This is a genomic window from Janibacter anophelis NBRC 107843 (genome assembly GCF_001570945.1).
Classification (GTDB): Bacteria; Actinomycetota; Actinomycetes; order Actinomycetales; family Dermatophilaceae; genus Janibacter; species Janibacter anophelis.
In genome coordinates this window covers 1-18,442 of sequence record NZ_BCSQ01000064.1, presented here as the reverse complement: position 1 = coordinate 18,442, position 18,442 = coordinate 1, and the positions used below count along the sequence as shown (strand labels likewise).

The 18,442-nt window shown below is 71.8% G+C and carries 20 protein-coding genes; 12 read left to right on the top strand and 8 right to left on the bottom strand.

Annotated features, from left to right (window positions below; all coding sequences use genetic code 11):
* Positions 1 to 171: 171 nt before the first annotated feature.
* Positions 172 to 2,106: an acetate--CoA ligase gene (gene acs, locus JAN01S_RS14185; RefSeq protein WP_068319265.1), complete on the bottom strand. Its 1,935-nt coding sequence runs from the start codon at positions 2,104 to 2,106 to the stop codon at positions 172 to 174.
* Positions 2,107 to 2,381: 275 nt separating this feature from the next.
* On the opposite strand from acs, the gene JAN01S_RS14180 reads away from it, so the two are divergent.
* A complete protein-coding gene (locus tag JAN01S_RS14180) occupies positions 2,382 to 3,302 on the top strand; it encodes a phenylalanine 4-monooxygenase (protein WP_068319264.1) in 921 nt (306 codons plus the stop codon).
* Positions 3,303 to 3,364: 62 nt separating this feature from the next.
* Entirely contained in the window at positions 3,365 to 4,078 is a 714-nt protein-coding gene (locus tag JAN01S_RS14175; RefSeq protein WP_068319263.1) for a hypothetical protein, read from the top strand.
* A gap of 33 nt (positions 4,079 to 4,111) precedes the next feature.
* On the opposite strand, the gene JAN01S_RS14170 is transcribed toward JAN01S_RS14175, so the two are convergent.
* Positions 4,112 to 4,690, bottom strand: coding sequence for a TetR/AcrR family transcriptional regulator C-terminal domain-containing protein (locus JAN01S_RS14170; RefSeq protein WP_068319267.1), 579 nt, complete (start codon positions 4,688 to 4,690; stop codon positions 4,112 to 4,114).
* Between the two features lie 62 nt (positions 4,691 to 4,752).
* Here JAN01S_RS14170 and JAN01S_RS14165 point away from each other — a divergent pair, with 62 nt between their 5' ends.
* From JAN01S_RS14165 to bioB, 4 genes are read left to right on the top strand one after another with little or no spacing between them, the layout of a single operon-like run.
* Positions 4,753 to 5,331, top strand: coding sequence for a biotin transporter BioY (locus tag JAN01S_RS14165; protein ID WP_068319262.1), 579 nt, complete (start codon positions 4,753 to 4,755; stop codon positions 5,329 to 5,331).
* Positions 5,331 to 6,020 carry an energy-coupling factor ABC transporter ATP-binding protein gene (locus tag JAN01S_RS14160; RefSeq protein ID WP_068319261.1) on the top strand — a complete coding sequence of 230 codons (690 nt, stop codon included), beginning with the start codon at positions 5,331 to 5,333 and terminating at the stop codon, positions 6,018 to 6,020. The genes JAN01S_RS14165 and JAN01S_RS14160 overlap by 1 nt, the downstream gene beginning before the upstream one ends.
* On the top strand, positions 6,017 to 6,628 hold the full coding sequence (locus JAN01S_RS14155) for a CbiQ family ECF transporter T component (RefSeq protein WP_084360282.1): 612 nt from the start codon (positions 6,017 to 6,019) through the stop codon (positions 6,626 to 6,628). Before JAN01S_RS14160 ends, JAN01S_RS14155 begins: the two co-directional genes overlap by 4 nt.
* Positions 6,629 to 6,655: 27 nt before the next feature.
* Positions 6,656 to 7,714, top strand: a complete 1,059-nt coding sequence (gene bioB / locus JAN01S_RS14150) for a biotin synthase BioB (protein WP_068319259.1) — start codon at positions 6,656 to 6,658, stop codon at positions 7,712 to 7,714.
* Positions 7,715 to 7,774: 60 nt separating this feature from the next.
* Here the strand turns inward: bioB and JAN01S_RS14145 are convergent, their stop codons facing one another.
* From JAN01S_RS14145 to JAN01S_RS14120, 6 genes are all read right to left on the bottom strand, one after another.
* Complete coding sequence (locus JAN01S_RS14145; RefSeq protein WP_068319258.1) at positions 7,775 to 9,385, bottom strand: monocarboxylic acid transporter; 1,611 nt, start codon at positions 9,383 to 9,385, stop codon at positions 7,775 to 7,777.
* Positions 9,385 to 9,726 (bottom strand): DUF485 domain-containing protein, encoded by a 342-nt coding sequence (locus JAN01S_RS14140; RefSeq protein WP_068319257.1) that lies wholly within the window; start codon positions 9,724 to 9,726, stop codon positions 9,385 to 9,387. The genes JAN01S_RS14145 and JAN01S_RS14140 overlap by 1 nt, the downstream gene beginning before the upstream one ends.
* 183 nt (positions 9,727 to 9,909) lie before the next feature.
* On the bottom strand, positions 9,910 to 11,430 hold the full coding sequence (locus JAN01S_RS14135; protein ID WP_068319256.1) for a sodium/solute symporter: 1,521 nt from the start codon (positions 11,428 to 11,430) through the stop codon (positions 9,910 to 9,912).
* Positions 11,427 to 11,798: a hypothetical protein gene (locus JAN01S_RS14130; RefSeq protein ID WP_068319255.1), complete on the bottom strand. Its 372-nt coding sequence runs from the start codon at positions 11,796 to 11,798 to the stop codon at positions 11,427 to 11,429. Before JAN01S_RS14130 ends, JAN01S_RS14135 begins: the two co-directional genes overlap by 4 nt.
* A complete protein-coding gene (locus tag JAN01S_RS14125) occupies positions 11,795 to 12,556 on the bottom strand; it encodes a LytR/AlgR family response regulator transcription factor (RefSeq protein ID WP_068319254.1) in 762 nt (253 codons plus the stop codon). Before JAN01S_RS14125 ends, JAN01S_RS14130 begins: the two co-directional genes overlap by 4 nt.
* 10 nt (positions 12,557 to 12,566) lie before the next feature.
* Positions 12,567 to 13,766 carry a sensor histidine kinase gene (locus tag JAN01S_RS14120; protein ID WP_174522299.1) on the bottom strand — a complete coding sequence of 400 codons (1,200 nt, stop codon included), beginning with the start codon at positions 13,764 to 13,766 and terminating at the stop codon, positions 12,567 to 12,569.
* A 32-nt stretch (positions 13,767 to 13,798) separates the two neighbouring features.
* Here JAN01S_RS14120 and JAN01S_RS14115 point away from each other — a divergent pair, with 32 nt between their 5' ends.
* The 6 genes from JAN01S_RS14115 (at position 13,799) to JAN01S_RS17785 (ending at position 18,211) form a co-directional block, all read left to right on the top strand.
* Complete coding sequence (locus JAN01S_RS14115; RefSeq protein WP_068319253.1) at positions 13,799 to 14,653, top strand: Fic family protein; 855 nt, start codon at positions 13,799 to 13,801, stop codon at positions 14,651 to 14,653.
* A 283-nt stretch (positions 14,654 to 14,936) separates the two neighbouring features.
* The gene (locus tag JAN01S_RS14110; protein ID WP_068319252.1) at positions 14,937 to 15,653 is read left to right on the top strand and encodes a CpaE-like family protein; all 717 of its coding nucleotides are present in this window, start codon (positions 14,937 to 14,939) and stop codon (positions 15,651 to 15,653) included.
* Positions 15,650 to 16,687, top strand: coding sequence for a TadA family conjugal transfer-associated ATPase (locus JAN01S_RS14105; protein ID WP_068319251.1), 1,038 nt, complete (start codon positions 15,650 to 15,652; stop codon positions 16,685 to 16,687). Before JAN01S_RS14110 ends, JAN01S_RS14105 begins: the two co-directional genes overlap by 4 nt.
* The gene (locus JAN01S_RS14100) at positions 16,684 to 17,379 is read left to right on the top strand and encodes a type II secretion system F family protein (RefSeq protein ID WP_068319250.1); all 696 of its coding nucleotides are present in this window, start codon (positions 16,684 to 16,686) and stop codon (positions 17,377 to 17,379) included. Before JAN01S_RS14105 ends, JAN01S_RS14100 begins: the two co-directional genes overlap by 4 nt.
* On the top strand, positions 17,376 to 17,927 hold the full coding sequence (locus JAN01S_RS14095) for a type II secretion system F family protein (protein WP_068319249.1): 552 nt from the start codon (positions 17,376 to 17,378) through the stop codon (positions 17,925 to 17,927). The genes JAN01S_RS14100 and JAN01S_RS14095 overlap by 4 nt, the downstream gene beginning before the upstream one ends.
* Before the next feature lie 137 nt (positions 17,928 to 18,064).
* Entirely contained in the window at positions 18,065 to 18,211 is a 147-nt protein-coding gene (locus JAN01S_RS17785) for a DUF4244 domain-containing protein (protein ID WP_157075765.1), read from the top strand.
* The last annotated feature ends 231 nt before the right edge of the window (positions 18,212 to 18,442 follow it).

Sequence of the window (18,442 nt, the reverse complement as noted above, 5' to 3'; positions counted from 1 at the left end):
AAGTCGAGAGCCCCCAACACCCCGTGTTGGGGGCTCTCGCACATTCACGACCAGATATCCATGTCCGGGTCGTGCACGACCATTTCCGCGGGTCCATCCAGGGAAGTGCAGACAACGCAAGGGCGGTCCACCATCGGGTGGACCGCCCTTCGTCGTTGTGCTGGGTCTGCGTCAGTCCGCGGCCGGCTTGTCCATGCCCTGCTTGATCAGGTTCATGACCGAGGAGTCGGCGAGGGTCGTGACGTCTCCGATCTCACGGTTCTCCGCGACGTCCTTGAGCAGGCGACGCATGATCTTGCCCGATCGGGTCTTGGGCAGCTCGTCGACGACCATGATCGAGCGCGGCTTGGCGATCGGGCCGATCTGCTGGCCCACGTGGTTGCGCAGCTCCTGGACGAGGTCGTCACCCTCGAGGCCGCCCTCGGCGCCGTCCTGGCGCAGGATGACGAAGGCAACCACTGCCTGACCGGTCGTCTCGTCGCTGGCGCCCACAACGGCCGCCTCGGCCACGCGCGGGTGGGAGACGAGGGCCGACTCGATCTCGGCGGTGGACATGCGGTGACCCGAGACGTTCATGACGTCGTCGACCCGCCCGAGGATCCAGATGTTGCCCTTGTCGTCGTACTTGGCGCCGTCGCCGGCGAAGTAGTACTCCGGACCGAAGCGGCTCCAGTACGTGTCCTTGTAGCGCTGGGGGTCGCCCCACACGCCACGCAGCATCGCCGGCCACGGCTTGGTGAGGACGAGGTAGCCCACCTTTTCCGGCTCGGTCAGCGGCTGGCCCTCGTCGTCGAGGATCTCCGCCGAGATGCCCGGGATCGGCTTCTGCGAGCTGCCCGGCTCGAGCTCGGTGACGCCCGGGAGCGGCGAGTTCATGATCGCCCCGGTCTCCGTCTGCCACCAGGTGTCGACGATGGGGGTGGTGCCGTCACCGATGTTGTCGCGGTACCAGCGCCAGGCCTCGGGGTTGATCGGCTCGCCGACCGAGCCGAGGACCCGCAGCGAGGACAGGTCGTACTTGGCGGGGATGTCCGCACCCCACTTCATGAAGGTGCGGATCGCGGTCGGCGCCGTGTAGAGGATCGAGACCTTGTACTTGTCGACGATCTCCCAGAAGATCCCCTGGTGCGGGCTGTCGGGGGTGCCCTCGAAGAGCACCTGGGTCGCGCCGTTGGCCAGCGGGCCGTAGACGATGTAGCTGTGTCCGGTCACCCAACCGATGTCGGCGGTGCACCAGTAGACATCGCTCTGCGGGTGCAGGTCGTGCACGACCGCGTTGGTGTACGCGCACTGGGTCAGGTAGCCCCCGGTGGTGTGCAGGATGCCCTTCGGCTTCCCCGTGGTCCCCGAGGTGTAGAGGATGAAGAGCGGGTGCTCGCTGTCGTGCGGCTGCGCCTCGTGCTGGTCGGAGGCCGACTCGACGACCTCGTGCCACCACACGTCGCGCTCGTCGTCCCACGCCACGTCGATGCCGGTGCGCTGCACGACGAGGACCTTGCTCGCGGTCGTGCCCTCCACGGCGCGGTCGACCGCGTCCTTGAGCGGCATGGCCTTGCCCTTGCGGAACTGTCCGTCGCTGGTGATGACGACCTTGGCCTCGCCGTCCTCGATGCGCGCCTTGAGGGCGTCGGAGGAGAACCCGCCGAAGACGACGGAGTGCGGCGCGCCGATGCGGGCGCAGGCGAGCATCGCGACGACCGCCTCGGGGATCATCGGCATGTAGATGGCGACGCGGTCCCCCTTCGCCACACCGAGGGACTCGAGGGCGTTGGCCGCCTTGCACACCTCGCGCTGGAGGTCGGCGTAGGTGATCGCCCGGTCCTCCCCGGACGCGGCGACGGCGTGGATGGCGACGCGGTCGCCGTTGCCGGCCTCGACGTGGCGGTCCACGCAGTTGTAGGCCGCGTTGAGCTGCCCACCGACGTACCACTTGGCGAAGGGAGCGTCGCTCCAGTCGAGCGTGGTGTCGAAGTCGGTGCTCCAGGTGACGTACTCCCTGGCCCGTGCGGCCCAGAAGGCCTCGTGGTCGGCGGCGGCCTCGTCGTAGAGTCCGGCCTGGCCGATCGCCTGCTCGGTGAACGCTGGGGTGGGGGCGTAGTCCGTCACATGTCCTCCTCGTCGAGTCGTCGCGCTCCATCGCGCGAACGTGTGTCACCCCCCACCTTTCACCCCGGGCCACGGGAGCACAACGGCGGGGTCCCACTTCGTCGCCGGGCGCGGGACGCACCGCGACGAGCGGTCCGGGTGCGGGTGGTCACAGTGCACAGGGGCGCGCCGAGGCCCCTGCGACGGGGCTGCACACTCTGACCAGCGATTCTCGGTTCCGTGGTGCGGATCCGCGCGATCTGTCACGGTTGTCTGACCACAAGGAGGTGGTTGACGTGTTCACCGAGGGCCAGCTGTACTCACCCGTGACCGAGCACGAGGACGGGACCGTCGAGGTCCACCTCGCGGACACCCACCCGGGTCGTGACGACGCCGGGTACCTGCGCCGCCGCGGCGAGATCGCCGGCGTGGCACTGTCCTGGGACCGGCAGCACGAGCCGGTGCCGACGATCGCGTACACCGACGACGAGCACGCGGTGTGGAGCCGGGTCAGTCGTGAGCTGGCGCCGCTGCACGAGCGTCTCGCGCACAGCGAGTACCTGACCGCCAAGGAGCGCCTGGGGCTGCCGACCGACCACGTGCCGCAGCTGGCCGAGGTGACCGAGCGCCTCCTGCCCCTGTCCGGCTGGAACTATGTGTGCGCGCCCGGCCTGGTCCCGCTGCGCGACTTCTACGCCGACCTGGGCTCGCGCACCTTCAACTCCACCCAGTACCTGCGCCACGGGAGCGAGCCGCTCTACACCCCGGAGCCGGACATCATCCACGAGGTCATCGGTCACGCCAACCAGCTGGCCAGCCCCCGCTTCGCGGCGATCACCGAGGCGGCCGGCCAGGCCTCGCTGCGGCTGGCCACCGACGAGGCGATGAAGCTCGTCGCCGACGTCTTCTGGTTCTCCATCGAGTTCGGCGTCATGTACGAGGGCGATGACCTCAAGGCCTACGGGGCCGGCATCCTCTCCAGCTACGGCGAGATCCAGGAGTTCGCGCACATGGAGATCCGCGACCTCGACCTGGCCGACATGGGCACGCTCAACTACGACATCACCGCCTACCAGCCGGTGCTGTTCGCCGCGCGTTCGGTGGGGCACCTCGAGGACGTCGTCGGGGACTTCTTCACCACGGTCGACGACGACTCGGCGGCCCGGCTGCGGGCCGAGGCCGAGCGCCGGGGACTGTTCCCCATGTCGCCGGCCTGAGTCGATCCGTAGGCTGCGTGGCACGGGGGGAGAGCCTCCCGCGACCACGAAGGGGAGAGCCAATGACCAGCCGACGCACGAGCGCCGCCGGCCTGCTGGCCGTCGCGGCCCTGGCCCTCACCGCCTGCGGTGGGTCCGACGACGACACCACGACGACCAGCACGACCAGTTCGGCCACGAGCGAGTCGACGCAGTCCGAGACCTCGTCGGACGAGGCCACAGAGACCGAGGAGACGGAGCCGACGGAGTCCGAGTCCGAGGACGCGGAGTCCGAGGACGACGCCGAGGGCGAGGACGGCGCTGCACCCGCCGGTCTCGCCGAGCCGGGCACGGAGCTGTCGGTGGGTGACACAGCCACCATCCCGCAGGGCGACGACGGCGCGACGATCGGCCTCAAGGTCACCGAGATCACCACGGGCAACTCGGCGGACCTGTCGAAGCTCAAGGACGCCGACAAGTACAAGGACTACACGCCCGTCTACGTGCAGTACGAGATGTCGGGCACCGACAGCTCGAGCGAGCTCGGCGGCGACATCCTCGACGACGTCGACCCGATCCTCGCGGACGGCAGCAAGGCCTCGACGCTGATCCTCATCGGCACCTCTCCCTTCGAGAAGTGCGACAGCAACTCCATCCCGGACGACTTCGGCCCGGGCGACACGGAGACGACCTGCCAGGTGGCGATGGTCTCCGCCGGCCAGGAGGTCGGGGGCGCCCAGTACGCCCCGTACGAGGGTGACTACGCCGACGACGGCGCGGTCGTCTGGAAGAAGTAGCCGCACCTGCGGATCGAGGCGCGCATCGAGGGCTCAGCCCCCGCTGCGCGCCTCGATGCCGTCCACGACGATGTCGAGCCCGGTGTCGAAGACGCCAGAGACCCGCTCCGCACTGGCGATCCCGCTGCGGGCCGCCTGGGCGTGGGACTGCTCGTCGTAGGCGTGCCCGTAGACGAAGTGCAGCAGGGCACGGGCCGCCGTCGGCGTGTCCGCGTCGTCGAGCCCGGCGTCGGTGAGCAGGTCGCACAGCTCGTCGACGGGGGCGGCGGCACCCACCCCGAAGGCCCACATGCTCATGACCAGGTCGGCGCCGTCGGGGTAGGCGGTCACGGCCGCATGGAGATCGGTGCACCTTAGTCGCACCCGCTCCTGCCAGGTCGCGTCGGTCGGAGGAGCGGTGCGCGGGCCGCGCAGGAGGATGGCGTCGGCCGCCGCTCCCAGCAGGGCCTGCTTGTTGGCGAAGTGGTGGTAGAGCGCGCTCTGCTGCACCCCGAGCTCGGCGCCGATCGCCCGCATCGTCAGGTCGGGCAGGCCGACTCGGGCGAGGAGCGACAACGTGGTGCCGACGATCTCCTGGCTAGTGAGGGGCTGAGGGCGCGCTTGACCGGACACGAGGCCCACCCTAACCTGAACTCCGTTCACCCAACTGAACGCCGTTCACCTAGGATGATCCCATGACCACGTCCACCACGACGCAGCGCGTGAGCGCATCCGTCGACCTCGCTCTCGTCGCGGCCTTCGCCGCCCTGACCGCCGTCTGCTCGATCCTGCCGGCCATCAACATCTCGACCTTCGTGCCGATCACGCTGCAGACCTTCGGGGTTCTGCTCGCCGGCGCGGTCCTCGGCGCGCGACGGGGCTCCTACGCGGTTCTGCTGTGGATCCTCGTGGGTGCGGCCGGCATGCCGGTCTTCGCGAACGGACGCTCGGGGTTGCCCGTCCTCACCGGACCGACGGGCGGGTACATCGTCGGATTCTTCTTCGGCGCCCTCGTCATCGGCCTGACCGCGCAGATCCTGGCCCGACGCGGCGACCCGCGGCCCGTCCTGCTCTACGTCGGTGGGCTGATCGCTCTGGTCGTCATCCACCTCGCCGGAGTCGTCGGCCTGCGCCTGCGCGCCGGACTCGGGTGGTCCGAGGCCGTCGGTCTCGACGCCACCTTCTGGCTGGGTGACCTCGTCAAGCTGGTCGCGACGGTCCTGGTCGCGGCCGCTGTGCACCGTGCCTTCCCGACGTTGCTGCGTCGGATCTGATGGCCCTGATCGAGCTCGAGCGGGTCAGCGTCCGCCGACCCACGGCCGAGGGTGGTCTCCTCGTCCTCGACGAGACGAGCCTCGAGCTCACGGAACCACGCGTGGCGCTCATCGGGCCCAACGGGGCCGGCAAGTCGACGCTCGCCCGCCTCGTCAACGGCCTCGTGCCAGCCAGTACCGGCTCCGTGCGCGTCGATGGGGTCGACGTCGCTCGTGACGGGCGTGAGGTGCGTCGCCGTGTGGGCTTCACCTTCACCGATCCCCGAGCCCAGCTCGTCATGCCGACGGTGGGTGAGGACGTCGGCCTCTCCCTGCGCCGCACCCACCGCGACCGCGACCGTCGCCGGGAGGCGGTACGGAAGGTGCTGACCGATCACGGTCTGGACGGGCTCGAGGACCGCAGCGTGCACGCCCTGTCGGGCGGTCAGGCACAGCTGCTCGCCCTCGCCGGCGTGCTTGCCGGCAACCCGGACGTGCTGGTCGCCGACGAGCCCACGACGCTGCTCGACCTCGGCAACGCGCGCCTGGTCGCGGACCGGCTCATGGACCTGCCCCAGCAGTTGCTCCTCGTCACCCATGACCTCGAGCTCGCGGCCCGGTGCGACCGCGCACTCCTCGTCGTCGGTGGCCGCGTCGTCGCCGACGGCCCGGCCGGTGACGTCGTCGATCAGTACCGGAGCGCAGCATGAGCGCACACGTGATCGGTACCCACCTGGCGGGCGAGTCCGTGATCCACCGCCTGTCGGCGGGGACCAAGCTGACGGCCCTCGTCGTCGTCGGTGTGGCCCTCGCCGTCGTCGACGGGTGGATCTCGGCCGTGATCGCGCTGGCGGCTGCAGCCACGTGTGTGGTCCTCGCCCGTCTGCCGTGGGTCGTGCTGGCCGGCTCGCTGCGGGGCCTGACCGTCATCGCCCTGACGCTCGGCGGCTGGCTCACCCTCCAGACCGGGTGGGAGCGGGCCGTCGCGACGGTCGGTGACCTGCTCGCCCTCGTCCTGCTCGCCACCGTCGTGACGACGACCACCCCTGTCGACTCGATGCTCGACGTCGTCGAGGAGGCGCTGAGCCCCCTTCGGCCGTGGGGGCTGCGGCCAGAGCGCGTCGCGCTCGCCTGCTCCTTGGTGCTGCGCACGATCCCGGTGACCATCGGTCTGGCCGAGGAGACGCGCGACGCGGCCCGCGCGCGCGGTCTCGAGCGGGATCCGCGGGCACGCCTGACCCCCTTCGTCCTGCGCGTCGTCGCCGATGCCCACGCGACGGGGGAGGCCCTCCACGCCCGAGGCGTGGGAGACGACTGATCGATACCGACCACCGAAGGGACACCCATGACCACCCACGATGACCTCGTCGAGCGCATCCTCGCCGGGGCGCAGGCGGACGAGCAAGACGCCCTCGCCGTCCTGCGCACCCCCGACGAAGCAGTGATCGACCTCGTGGCCGCAGTGGCGCGCCTGCGGCGACGGCACTTCGGCATGACGGTCAAGGTCAACTACCTCGTCAACCTCAAGTCCGGCCTCTGCCCCGAGGACTGCGGGTACTGTTCCCAGGCGCTGGGCTCGACGAGCGAGATCCTGCGCTACACGTGGCTCAAGGAGGAGGAAGCCCTCGCCCAGGCGCAGGCCGGGCTGCGAGGCGGTGCCACGCGGGTGTGCATGGTCGCCAGCGGACGCGGACCGACCGACCGAGACATCGACCGGGTGGCCGGGATGGTGGGCGCGATCAAGGACGAGCACCCGGACGTGGAGGTGTGCGCGTGCCTGGGTCTGCTCCAGGAGGGGCAGGCCGACCGGCTGCGCGCCGCCGGTGTCGACGCCTACAACCACAACATCAACACCGCGCAGTCCCACCACGACTCGATCGTCACCACCCACACCTACGAGGACCGGGTGCGCACCGTCGCCCGCGCCCAGGGGGCGGGACTGTCCGCGTGCAGCGGACTCATCGCGGGGCTGGGGGAGAGTGAGGAGCAGCTCGTGGAGGCGCTCGTCGCGCTGCGCGAGCTGGGGTCGGAGTCGATCCCGGTCAACTTCCTCATCCCCTTCGACGGCACCCCCAAGCAGCAGACCTGGGAGCTGACGCCGCTGCGTTGCCTGAAGATCCTCGCGGCGGCACGCGTCCTCGCCCCGGACGTCGAGATCCGCATCGCCGCAGGGCGCGAGATGCACCTACGCAGCCTGCAGCCACTGGCGCTGCACCTGGCCAACTCCATCTTCCTGGGTGACTACCTGACCGCCGAGGGTCAGGCCGCTCAGGACGACCTGGCCCTCCTGGCGGACAACGGTTTCGTCGTCCTGGGAGCGGAAGGGGGCGACGACGGAGCCGTCGGTGAGAGGCCGGTCATCCGACGGCGCGGTGCAGGTACCCACGTCCCCGCCAACGCCTGACGTGCAGGACGAAGGGGGGAGAGTCTCGACTCTCCCCCCTTCGCCATGGGTGTCGGAAGGTCAGTGCTCCACGACCTCCGCCACACCGTGGCCGGTGAGGCTGCGCACCTCCATCTCGGCGTACTTGGCGCGGTTGAACTCCTGGCTCGTCACCGAACCGAGCCACCCGAGGAAGAAGCCCAGCGGGATCGAGATCAGGCCCGGGTTGGCGAGCGGGAAGATGTCGAAGTCCGCGCCGGGGATCATCGCGGTCTCCGAGCCCGAGACGACCGGGGAGAAGGCGATGAGCACCAGCGCCGACCCGAGGCCGCCGTACATCGACCACAGCGCACCGCGGGTGTTGAAGCGCCGCCAGAAGAGGCTGTAGAGGATGGTCGGCAGGTTCGCGCTCGCCGCGACCGCGAAGGCCAGGGCGACGAGGAAGGCGATGTTCTGGTCCTTGGCGAGCATGCCGCCGAGGATCGCGACGACGCCGGTGCCGAGGGCCGCGTAGCGCGAGACCTTGACCTCCTCGTCCTGGGTGGCCGTGCCGTTCTTGAAGACCTGGTTGTACAGGTCGTGGGCGACGCTGGCGCTGGCGGTGATCGTCAGGCCGGCGACGACCGCGAGGATCGTCGCGAAGGCGATGCCCGAGATGATGCCGAGCAGCACCGACCCGCCGAGCTCGTACGCGAGCAGCGGGGCGGCCGCGTTGGCCTTGCCCGGGGCGTTGGCGATGACGTCTGGACCGACGAGCGCACCGGCGCCGTAGCCGATGACGAGGGTCAGCAGGTAGAAGCCACCGATGAGCCAGATGGCCCACTCGACGGACTTGCGGGCCTGCTGGCTCGTCGGGACGGTGTAGAAGCGCTGCAGCACGTGCGGCAGGCCGGCGGTGCCGAGGACGAGCGCGAGCGACAGCGAGATGAAGTCGATCTTCGTCGTCAGGGACTCGCCGTACTTCAGGCCGGGCTCGAGGAGCTTTTCGCCGGCCTCGGGGTTCTTGTCGACGGCCGCCTGCATGAGGCCGGAGAGGTTCATGCCGAACTTGCCCAGGACCCAGACCGTCATGACGGCGACGGCGAAGATCAGCAGCACGGCCTTGATCATCTGGACCCAGGTCGTGCCCTTCATCCCGCCGATCATCACGTAGGCGACCATGACGATGCCGACGACCGCGATGACGATGTTCTGCGCCATGGAGCCGTCGACGCCGAGGAGCAGCGAGACGAGCCCACCGGCGCCGGCCATCTGGGCGAGCAGGTAGAAGAAGGAGACCGCGAGGACCGAGCTGGCGGTCGCGATGCGCATCGGCCGCTGCTTGAGGCGGTAGGTCAGCACGTCGGCGAGGGTGAACCGGCCGGTGTTGCGGAAGAGCTCGGCGACGAGCAGCAGGGCGACGAGCCACGCGACGAGGAAGCCGATGGAGTAGAGGAAGCCGTCGTAGCCCTGCAGGGCGATGGCGCCGGCGATGCCGAGGAAGCTCGCGGCGGACAGGTAGTCACCCGCGATGGCCAAGCCGTTCTGCCGGCCGGAGAAGGAGGCGCCGCCGGTGTACATCTGGCTGGCGGTCTTGTGCCCGGAGGCGACCTTGACGACGATCGCCAGCGTCACGACGACGAAGACGACGAAGATCGAGATGTTGAGGGCGGGGGAGCCCGTCTGGGCCTCGGTGACGAGTGCGGGGATCATCAGTCCACCTCCGTGGTGCCGGCGCCGACCTGGTTGAAGACCTCTTCGGCCTTGGGGTCGAAGACCCGGCTGGCCCAGCGCACGTAGATGATCGTGATGGCGAAGGTCGTGACGAACTGCCCGAGGCCGAGGATGACCCCGATGTTGATGTTGCCGAAGACCTTGGTGCTCATGAATCCGGGCGCGAACATCGACAGCAGGACGTAGAGGAAGTACCACGCGAGGAAGAACGCGGTCACGGGGAAGACGAAGCCGCGGAAGGTGCGGCGCAGGTCGCCGAACTCCTCGGACTCCTGGACGGCGATGTAGCGCTCGCCGAGCGGATGAGCGTCGTTGCTCATGGCTCACCTCCGGTAGTGGGTGGGCCCGGGCGTCGTCGCCCGGACGCGTCCAACAGTGGTGCCCATCACGGCCGCGGTCGTGGCCGCGACGCAGGTCGCGCGGTCGGCGGGTCCGCTCGTCGCCGTGCGGGAGGCGACCCCGCGACGAACGGTGGACCCGGCGCGACGAACGGTCGGGACGACTCAGCCGGTCTCGGCGAGCACGTCCTCGGGTGTGTGGAGCCGCGTCATCGTGCGGGCCCACCGTCGTGGCCGGGAGGCCGGGGTAAGCAGGGAGACGGTGATCGTCACCGCGAAGGCGAGCGGCGTCGCCCACGCTGCGGGGGCGGAGACGAGCGCGTCGGGCCAGCCGGCCGGCGCCATCTCCGTGACGGAGACGATGGCGGCGAGCACCGTGCTCAGGCCGCCCACTCCGACGCCCGCTGCTGCTCCCTTCGCCGTGAGCCGGGACCACCAGACGCCGAGGATGAGGAGCGGGGCGAAGGTCGCGGCCGCGATCGCGAAGGCGTGGCCGACCGCGGAGGAGATGCCGATCGGCTCGGCGGTGCAGGCGGCGACGAAGGGGGCGAGCACCCCGACGAGCGCGGCGAGACGGAAGGACGAGGACGGGGACGTGTCGCGCGCCAGCCGGGCGCCCAGGGGGCGCAGCACGTCCTGGTCGATGGCGCCCGCGACGGACATCGCGACGCCGGATGCCGTGGCGAGGAAGGCCGCGAACGCGCCGCCGGCGACGAGGGCGGTGAGCAGCTGTCCGTCGAGTCCGGGGAGCATGGCGCCGGGCAGGGCGAGGACCACGGTGCGGCTGGCGTCCCCGGCGATGTCGCCCGAGTCGAGGTAGGCCCGACCGAGGTATCCGTAGACGGGCGGGAAGAGGTAGAAGACGCTCAGCAGGGCGAGGACGGAGACGGTGGTGCGACGGGCGGCGACGCCGTCGGGGTTGGTGTAGAACCGGACCGCGATGTGCGGCAGGCCCATCGTGCCCAGGCACAGCGCGGCGAGGGTGCTGTACGTCGTGAAGAGGGTGCGACTCGTGGGCCCCTCACTGGTGAGCGGCTCCCACCACGAGGCCTGCGCCTGCGGGGCGGGACTGCCCGCGCGCTGCCAGACGAGGAGCAGGACGAAGGCGGGGACGGCGATCGCGGTGAGCTTGATCCAGTACTGCACGGACTGCACGAGGGTCACCGAGCGCATGCCACCGGCCGCGACATTGAGCACGACGATGACCGTGAGGACGGTGGCGCCGACCCACGTGGGCAGACCGCTCACGTGCCGCAGGGCGAGTCCCGCCCCCTGCATCTGCGGCAGCAGGTAGAGCCACCCGATGCCGACGACGAGCAGCGCGCAGCCACGGCGCAGCGTGCGCGACTCCAGGCGCGACTCGGCGAAGTCGGGCAGCGTGTAGGCGCCCGAGCGGCGCAGGGGAGCCGCGATGAGGATGAGCAGGACGAGGTAGCCGACCGTGTAGCCGATCGGCATCCACAGCATGTCGATGCCCTGGTCGTAGACGAGGCCCGCGACACCGAGGTAGCTCGCGGCCGACAGGTACTCGCCACCGATGGCGCTCGCATTGCGCCACGGCGTGACGGCGCGTCCGGCGACGTAGAAGTCGCTCGTCCCCTTGGCCAGCCGCAGGCCGAGGCCGCCGAGGGTGAGCGTCGTGAGGCAGACGAGGGCGATCGCCAGCACGCTGAGCGGTTCGCTCACCGCCGCCCCACCACGTCGCCGAAGTCGCGCTCGAGACGCTCGCTGGCCCGGGTGTACCACCGGGCGGTGAGAACGACGCCCGGGTAGACGAGGACGCCGAGGACGACCCACGGCAGGGGGACCCCGAGGACGGACAGCCGTCGGGCGGGCGGCACGAGCGCGAAGAGCAGCGGTAGTGCGCCGAGGGTCACCGCGCCGAAGGCGAGCGTGCTCAGCGACAGCTGCAGCTGGGCGCGCACGAGGGAACTGACGTAGGTGGTGCCGAGCCTCGAGTGCCCGGCGATCTCGTCACGGACGGTCGGTGGCCGGTCGCGGCGGGTCGGACGTCGGGTCCGGGTGACCCGGACCCGCTGGGGAGGTTGGCTCACCCGTCGTCCGGTGTCTGGCGGGGCCGCAGCAGGGTGCCGCGCAGGTGCCGGGTGTGCCGGCGGCTCACCTGCAGCTCGGTGCCGTCGACGATGACCGAGCAACGGCCCCCGTCGTTGTGGATCTCGCTGATGTGCCGCGTCGAGACGAGCGTGGAGCGGTGGATGCGCACGAAGCCGGCGTCGGCCCACTGCTCCTCGAGGGTCGCCAGCGGGATGCGCACGAGGTGCGAGCCCGTGGGGGTGTGCAGCCGGGCGTAGTCGCCCTGCGCTTGCACCCAGCGGATGTCGCTGCGGGGGACGAATCGGGTGACGCCGCCGAGCTCGACGGGGATCGTCTCGTCGTCCTCGGGCGTCGCGGCCGGCTGGGTGTCGCGGTCGCTCGCGGCCAGGCAGCGGCGCACGGCCTCGCCGATGCGCTCGGGGCGCACCGGCTTCATGAGGTAGTCGACGGCGTCGAGGTCGAAGGCGTCGACGGCGTGGGTGTCGTGGGCGGTGACGAAGACGACCTGCGGGCGCTCGGTGAACCGGCGGATGACCCGCGCGAGCTGCATCCCGTCCAGCCCCGGCATCGAGATGTCGCTGAAGACCACGTCGACGGCCTCACGCTCGAGGGCGGCCAAGGCGGCCGTGCCGCTCGCGGCGGTGAGGACCCGGCCGACGCGCTCGTCCTGGTCGAGCAGCCAGGCGACCTCGTTGCGCGCGGGGGCCTCGTCGTCGACGACGAGCACGGTGAGCGCTGTGGGCTGGGGGCGCGGCATGGCAGACAGACTAGGCCGGTTCCTCGAGCGCCGGGGAGTACTTGGGCACCCGGAAGGAGACCTTCATGCCCGCCCCGGGGGCGGTGTCGACCACGAGGCCGAACTCCTCGCCGTAGACCTGCCGCAGCCGGGCGTCGACATTGCCCAGGCCGACGGAGTCCGCCCTGGTCTGCCCGTCGAGGATCTTGCGGATGGCGTCGGGATGGGCGCCGACGCCGTCGTCGTCGACGCTGATCTCGGCCTCGGTGCCGTGGTCGGTGACGCTCAGGGTGACGTGGCCGGGCCCCTCCTTGGGTGCCAGGCCGTGGCGCACCGCGTTTTCCACCAGCGGCTGGATGGCGAGGTAGGGCACGCGCACCGGTAGCACCTCGGGGGCGATCTTGAGCGTGATGCCCAGCCGGTCGCCGAAGCGTGCCTGCTCGAGGACGAGGTAGCGCTCCACATTGCGCAGCTCCTCGCTCACGGTCGTGAAGGCGCCGCCGCGGCGCAGGGCGTAGCGAGTGAAGTCGGCGAACTCGAGCAGCAGCTCGCGGGCGCGGCCGGGGTCGGTGCGCACGAAGGAGGCGATCGCCGCGAGGGAGTTGTAGATGAAGTGGGGGGAGATCTGCGCCCGCAGGGCCCGCAGCTCGGCCTCCATGGCCCGGGTGCGCTCGTACCCGAGGTCGGCCAGCTCGACCTGGGTCGAGACCCACGTGGCGACCTCCTCCGCGGCGCGGGCCAGCCCGGCCGAGACGGTCGGGCCGTAGCCGGCGACGGCGCCGATGACCCGGTCGTCGACGGTCACCGGGGCGATGACCGCCGCCCGGATCTGGCACTCCGTCGAGTCGCAGGTGACGACGTCGGGGCCGAGGACCACGGTCTGTCCTGACGTGAGGACCGGTGCTGCCTGGTCCATCACGGCAGGCAGGTGGTGTCTCCCTTCGCCCTCCCAGACGATGACGCCGGAGGTGTCGCACACGGCCAGACCGGGGGTGGCGAGCATGGCGCGCAGGTACGGTGCGGCGCGCTCGCAGCCGTCGTCGGTGAAGCCGTCGGCGAGGTGCCGCGCGGCCTCGGAGGCGGTGTGCAGGGTCTCGTAGGTCGCTTGGTCGGTGACCGAGATGAAGCCGGGTCGGGCCCGCCGCCAGCGCACGAGCGCCACGACCAGCCAGAGCGCGAGGAAGGCGCCCGTGACGACCACCACGGTGGGTGCGTGCAGGCCGGCAGTCATGGGCGAACCCTAGTGCCGCCTAGTCTGTCGGGGTGCCTGACTCCAGCCCGCTCGTCGCCGCCCTGACCCAGCTCGCCGCTCTGCCGGAGGTCGCTGAGGCGTCCGACCGCGCCCGGGAGGTGTGCACGCAGCTGCGCTGGCACGAGGCCCTGCGCCGCCGCATCCCGGAGGCCGCGGCCGAGTCGCGGGTCCGCGGGGCGTGGGCCAGCGCCGAGCTCGACGGCGCGCGCTCGACGGCTTCGATCGTGCGTGAGCTGATGATGGGTGCGCGGGAGCGCAGCGCCGACCCGGACCCGGCCGAGCGGGTCATCCACGGCGCCATCTCCGCCACCGCCGAGAGCGAGCACCTGCGCGACCTCATCACGCGCTCGCCGGGACAGGCCCTGGCGCGGCTGCACACGGCCGCCGCGGCGCAGCTCGTCGACGACCGCGACCAGCTGGGCCGACCGCGGGTCGAGGGGGAGGGGGGCGAGGAGTTCGCCGACCTCGGCCCTGCGCCGACCGGCGCCGAGCTGCGGCAGCGGCTCGACGGCATCATCGAGCTCATGCGCTCCGCGAGCGAGGCGCCCGCCCTCGTCGTCGCCTCGATCGTGCACGCCGAGATCGCGACGGTGCGTCCCTTCGTCGTCGGCAACGGGCTCGTCGCCCGTGCCGTGGAGCGCGCCCTCATCGCCGCCACCGGGCTGGACCCGACGGGTGTGGCGGTGCCGGAGGCCGGCCACGGGCACGAGGGCGGTCCTGCCTACCTGGGCTCGCTCAACGGCTACGTCCACGGTGGTCCTCCGGGCGTCTCCCTGTGGCTCAAGCACTGCGGTGACTCGCTCGTCGCGGGCGCCGAGGAGGGGTGGCGGGTGGCCGACTCGGTCCGCTCGGGACGCCTGGGATGAGTCCCGGATCGCTGGTCGGCCGCTCCCGAATTGCGTATCCACGAATGCGTATTAGAGTTGCTTGTCAGCTGCTCCCTTCGGGTTGAGCGGCCAACGCACGGCTCCCTCCCCCCCGGAGTCCGCGCGTTGACGGCCCCGGCGCTCCCCCGCCGGGGCCGTCCCCTTTTCCCCCGGATTTCCGGGCATTTGAGGGTCTTTCCACACCTTCGGACGGGCTAAGGGGTTTGTCCCCAGCCCGCACCGACGCCCACCGCAGCGGGGTCGGGCGGGGCAGGGTCGACCCATGCATCCCGTCGTCGTCATCACCGCAGCCTCGGGTGGGCTGGGCGCCTCCACCCTCGCGGCCGTCTCCGCGACCGTCCTCGCCCGGGAGTGCTCGCCCACGCTCGTCGACGCCGCCTTCGGTGGGGGAGGGTTGGACGCGACCGTCGCGGTGGAGCACGTCGAGGGGCTGCGGTGGGGTGACCTGGCCGAGCACGAGGGAGCCGTCGACGCCGCGCGGCTGCGGGGGTCCCTGCCCTCGGGGCCGGTGCCCGTCCTCGCGGTGCGCGGGCGACGCCCGGACCCGGCGGCGGTGCGCGACGTCGTCACGGGACTCGCCGCGGTCGGACCGGTCGTCGTCGACCTGCCGTGCTCGGGGCGGATCCCGCCGGTGTGGGGCCAGCTCGCCGATGCCGTCATCGTGCTCGTCGGGGTGCGACCTCGGTGGCTGCGGGACGGCGAGGCGCTCGTGGATGCCCTGGGGGAGAGTCGGGAGTCCGCGCTGCTCGTGACCCGTGGGCCGCGACGGGCCGAGCGGGTCGCCGACCGGGCGGCTGACCACCTGGGCCTCCCGCTCCTGGACCACCTGGTCGATGACCCGGGGGTGGTGCGCGACGAGGCGCACGGTCGGGCTCCGCGACCGAAGGGCCCCGTCGGGCAGGTGGCGCGCGCCCTGGCCGCTGCCCTGCCGGCGCCCTCGACCCCACTCGCCGACCGTGTCCTGGAGCTTGCGTCGTGAGGTGGTCGAGCGCGATCGACGCGCACGTCCGGGCCGGGCGGGCTCCCGACCCACTGGTCATCGACGCGGTGGCCCGTGCCGAGGAGGTGCGTCTGGGCAGCTCGGGCGCGGTCCGGCGGTCGGGGGAGCTGCGGGCCGACCTCATGGGGCTCGGGGTTCTCGAGCCCCTCGTCGCGGACGAGCGGGTGACCGACGTGCTCGTCAACGGTGACGGATCGGTCTGGGTCGACCGTGGGGCGGGGGTGACCCGTGCCGACGTGGAGGTCGGGGACGCCGAGGCGGTGCGTCGGCTCGCCACCCGGCTGTCGGCCACGGCTGGTCGGCGACTCGACGACGCCCAGCCCTGGGTGGACGGACTCCTACCCCGGGGCATCCGGCTGCACGCGGTGCTGCCTCCCCTGGCCGCCGGCGGTGCCCACCTGAGCCTGCGGATCCCGCGGCACCGGGGCGGGGGGCTGGCGGCGCTCGTGGAGCTCGGGATGGCCACGGCCGGTCAGGCGCAGGAGCTGCGGCAGATGGTGCACGAGCGCCGGGCCTACGTCGTGACGGGCGGGACGGGGACGGGCAAGACCACGCTGCTCGCCGCCCTGCTGGCCGAGGTGCCGGCGGACGAGCGCCTGGTGGTCGTCGAGGACGTCGGTGAGATCCAGGTCGGGCACCCGCACGTCGTGCGGTTGCAGGCCCGCTCGGCCAACACCGAGGGCGCCGGCGAGGTGACGATGGTCGACCTGGTGCGTCAGGCACTGCGCATGCGCCCGGACCGGCTGGTCGTCGGCGAGGTGCGCGGAGCGGAGGTCCGCGACCTGCTCCTCGCGCTCAACACGGGGCACGAAGGGGGCTGCGGCACGCTTCACGCCAACCGCGCGGAGGACGTGCCCAGTCGTCTCGAGGCACTGGGGGCGCTCGCCGGAATGAGTCGCGACGCGGTGCGGGCCCAGGTGGCCAGCGCACTCGAGGTGGTCGTGCACCTGCGGCGCGAGGGCGGGCGCCGGGTCGTCGACTCGATCGGCGCGCTGCCGGGGACTCGGTCATGACTCTCGCCGTCGTGGGGCTCGTCCTCGCCGCCGTCCTCGTCTGGCCGGGGCAGGTCCCGGGCGGTCTGCGGCGGAGTGGTCCGGCGGCGCTGACGTCCCGGGTGCCGGCCTGGGTGCCGTGGCGCCGGAGCGGCGACGGCCGGGTGCAGGACCTGGAGTCCTTGGCCGGTGTGGCCGACCTGCTCGCCATGGCGCTGCGCTCCGGCGCGACGCCGGTGGCGGCCGTCGAGGTGGTCTCGCGAGAGGCTCCCAGAGCCTGGCGTGGTGTCCTCGCGGAGGTCCGCGACGAGCTGGCGGCGGGTGGTGCGGCCGGGGCGGTCTGGCGTCGGCACGCGGCGCACCGCCCGGAGCTGGGTGCCGTGGCCGGTGCGTGGGCCCTGAGCGAGGACCTCGGCGTGGCACTCGCTCCCTCGATGACCACGAGCGCCCAGGTCCTGCGGGCGCGGGTGCAGGCCCGGCGCCGCTTGGAGGCGTCGACGGCCGGGGCGCGGGCGACGATGCGGATGCTCACCCTCCTGCCGCTCGTGGGGCTGCTCGCGGGGTTCGCCTTCGGCCTGACCCCGTGGGAGGTGTACGGACACAGCGTGGTGACCCTGACCTGTGCGGTGGTGGGGCTCGTCCTCACGGCCGTCGGCTGGCTCGTCTGCAGGTGGGTGCTTGCGCGTGCGGTCGCGCCCAAGGAGCACCCGTGAGCGCGACGGTGGCAGCGCTCGTGGTGGTCGCCGCCTGGGTCTGGCCGGGTCGGTCGGCCCGCGTGGGCTGGCTGCGACGGGAACTCGGCGTGGTCGGCGCCCCGACGGCGAACGCCTTGACGGTCGACGACGTGGCCGACGCGACCGTGCTCTTGGCACTGGCCCTCCAGTCGGGCCGTGGGTTGGTCCAGGCGCTCGAGGAGGTCGCGGAGGTCTCGTCGGCGGGCGCACGGGAGGACCTGCAACGGGTCGCGGCCGCCCTGCGGTGGGGACGCTCGATGTCCCAGGCGTGGGCCTACGCCCGGGACGTCTGGGGTCCGGCGGCCACGGCCTTCGTCGTCGCCGACGCGGTCGGTGCTCCGTCGGCGTCGGTCCTGCTCGACGCCGCGTCCACCCTGCGTGACACGGAGGCGCGTCGGCTCGAGCAGGCCGGTGGCGCCGCCGCCGTCATGCTCGTGCTGCCGCTCGGGCTGTGCTTCCTGCCGGCCTTCGTGGCCACGGCCGTCGTGCCGATCGTGGCCGTGCTCGTGGGGACCCAGCTGGGGTGAAGGGGCTCATCCCCAACGGCAGGGCCGGTCCGGGCGTCGACCACAGGTCGGCGGACCGTCTCCCGCTGGGGGATCGGAGGGCGAAGGGTGGATCTCACCGCGGCACAACGGGTGCCGCCGAAGGGGAGGAGCTTCCCATGAAGAGGTCCATCGTCCGATGGGGTCATCGGGCCCGGTGGGCGTGCGAGGCGGGCATGACCACGGCTGAGTACGCCGTGGGCACGCTGGCGTCATGTCGGTCACGTACGCGACGGTCAAGGCCCGGTTTTCCGGGGGATCGGTGACCGTCTCACGCGCCATGCTGGCCCACGGTAGCGGCCCTGTAGGGCGCCCGTCTCCGCGCTTCCAACCTGCGCCCCGGCGACTTCGTCTGGCGTGTCGGCATGAGGGTGGCCGGCGTCAACGAGAACGTTACCGACGCGAGCGGCCGGGGCCATTGGGGTGCGGGCGGACCGCACGGCGGTGTCGCAGGCGGCCAGACTCATCCGGCGCACGCTCATGCTGGCGTGCGCCTC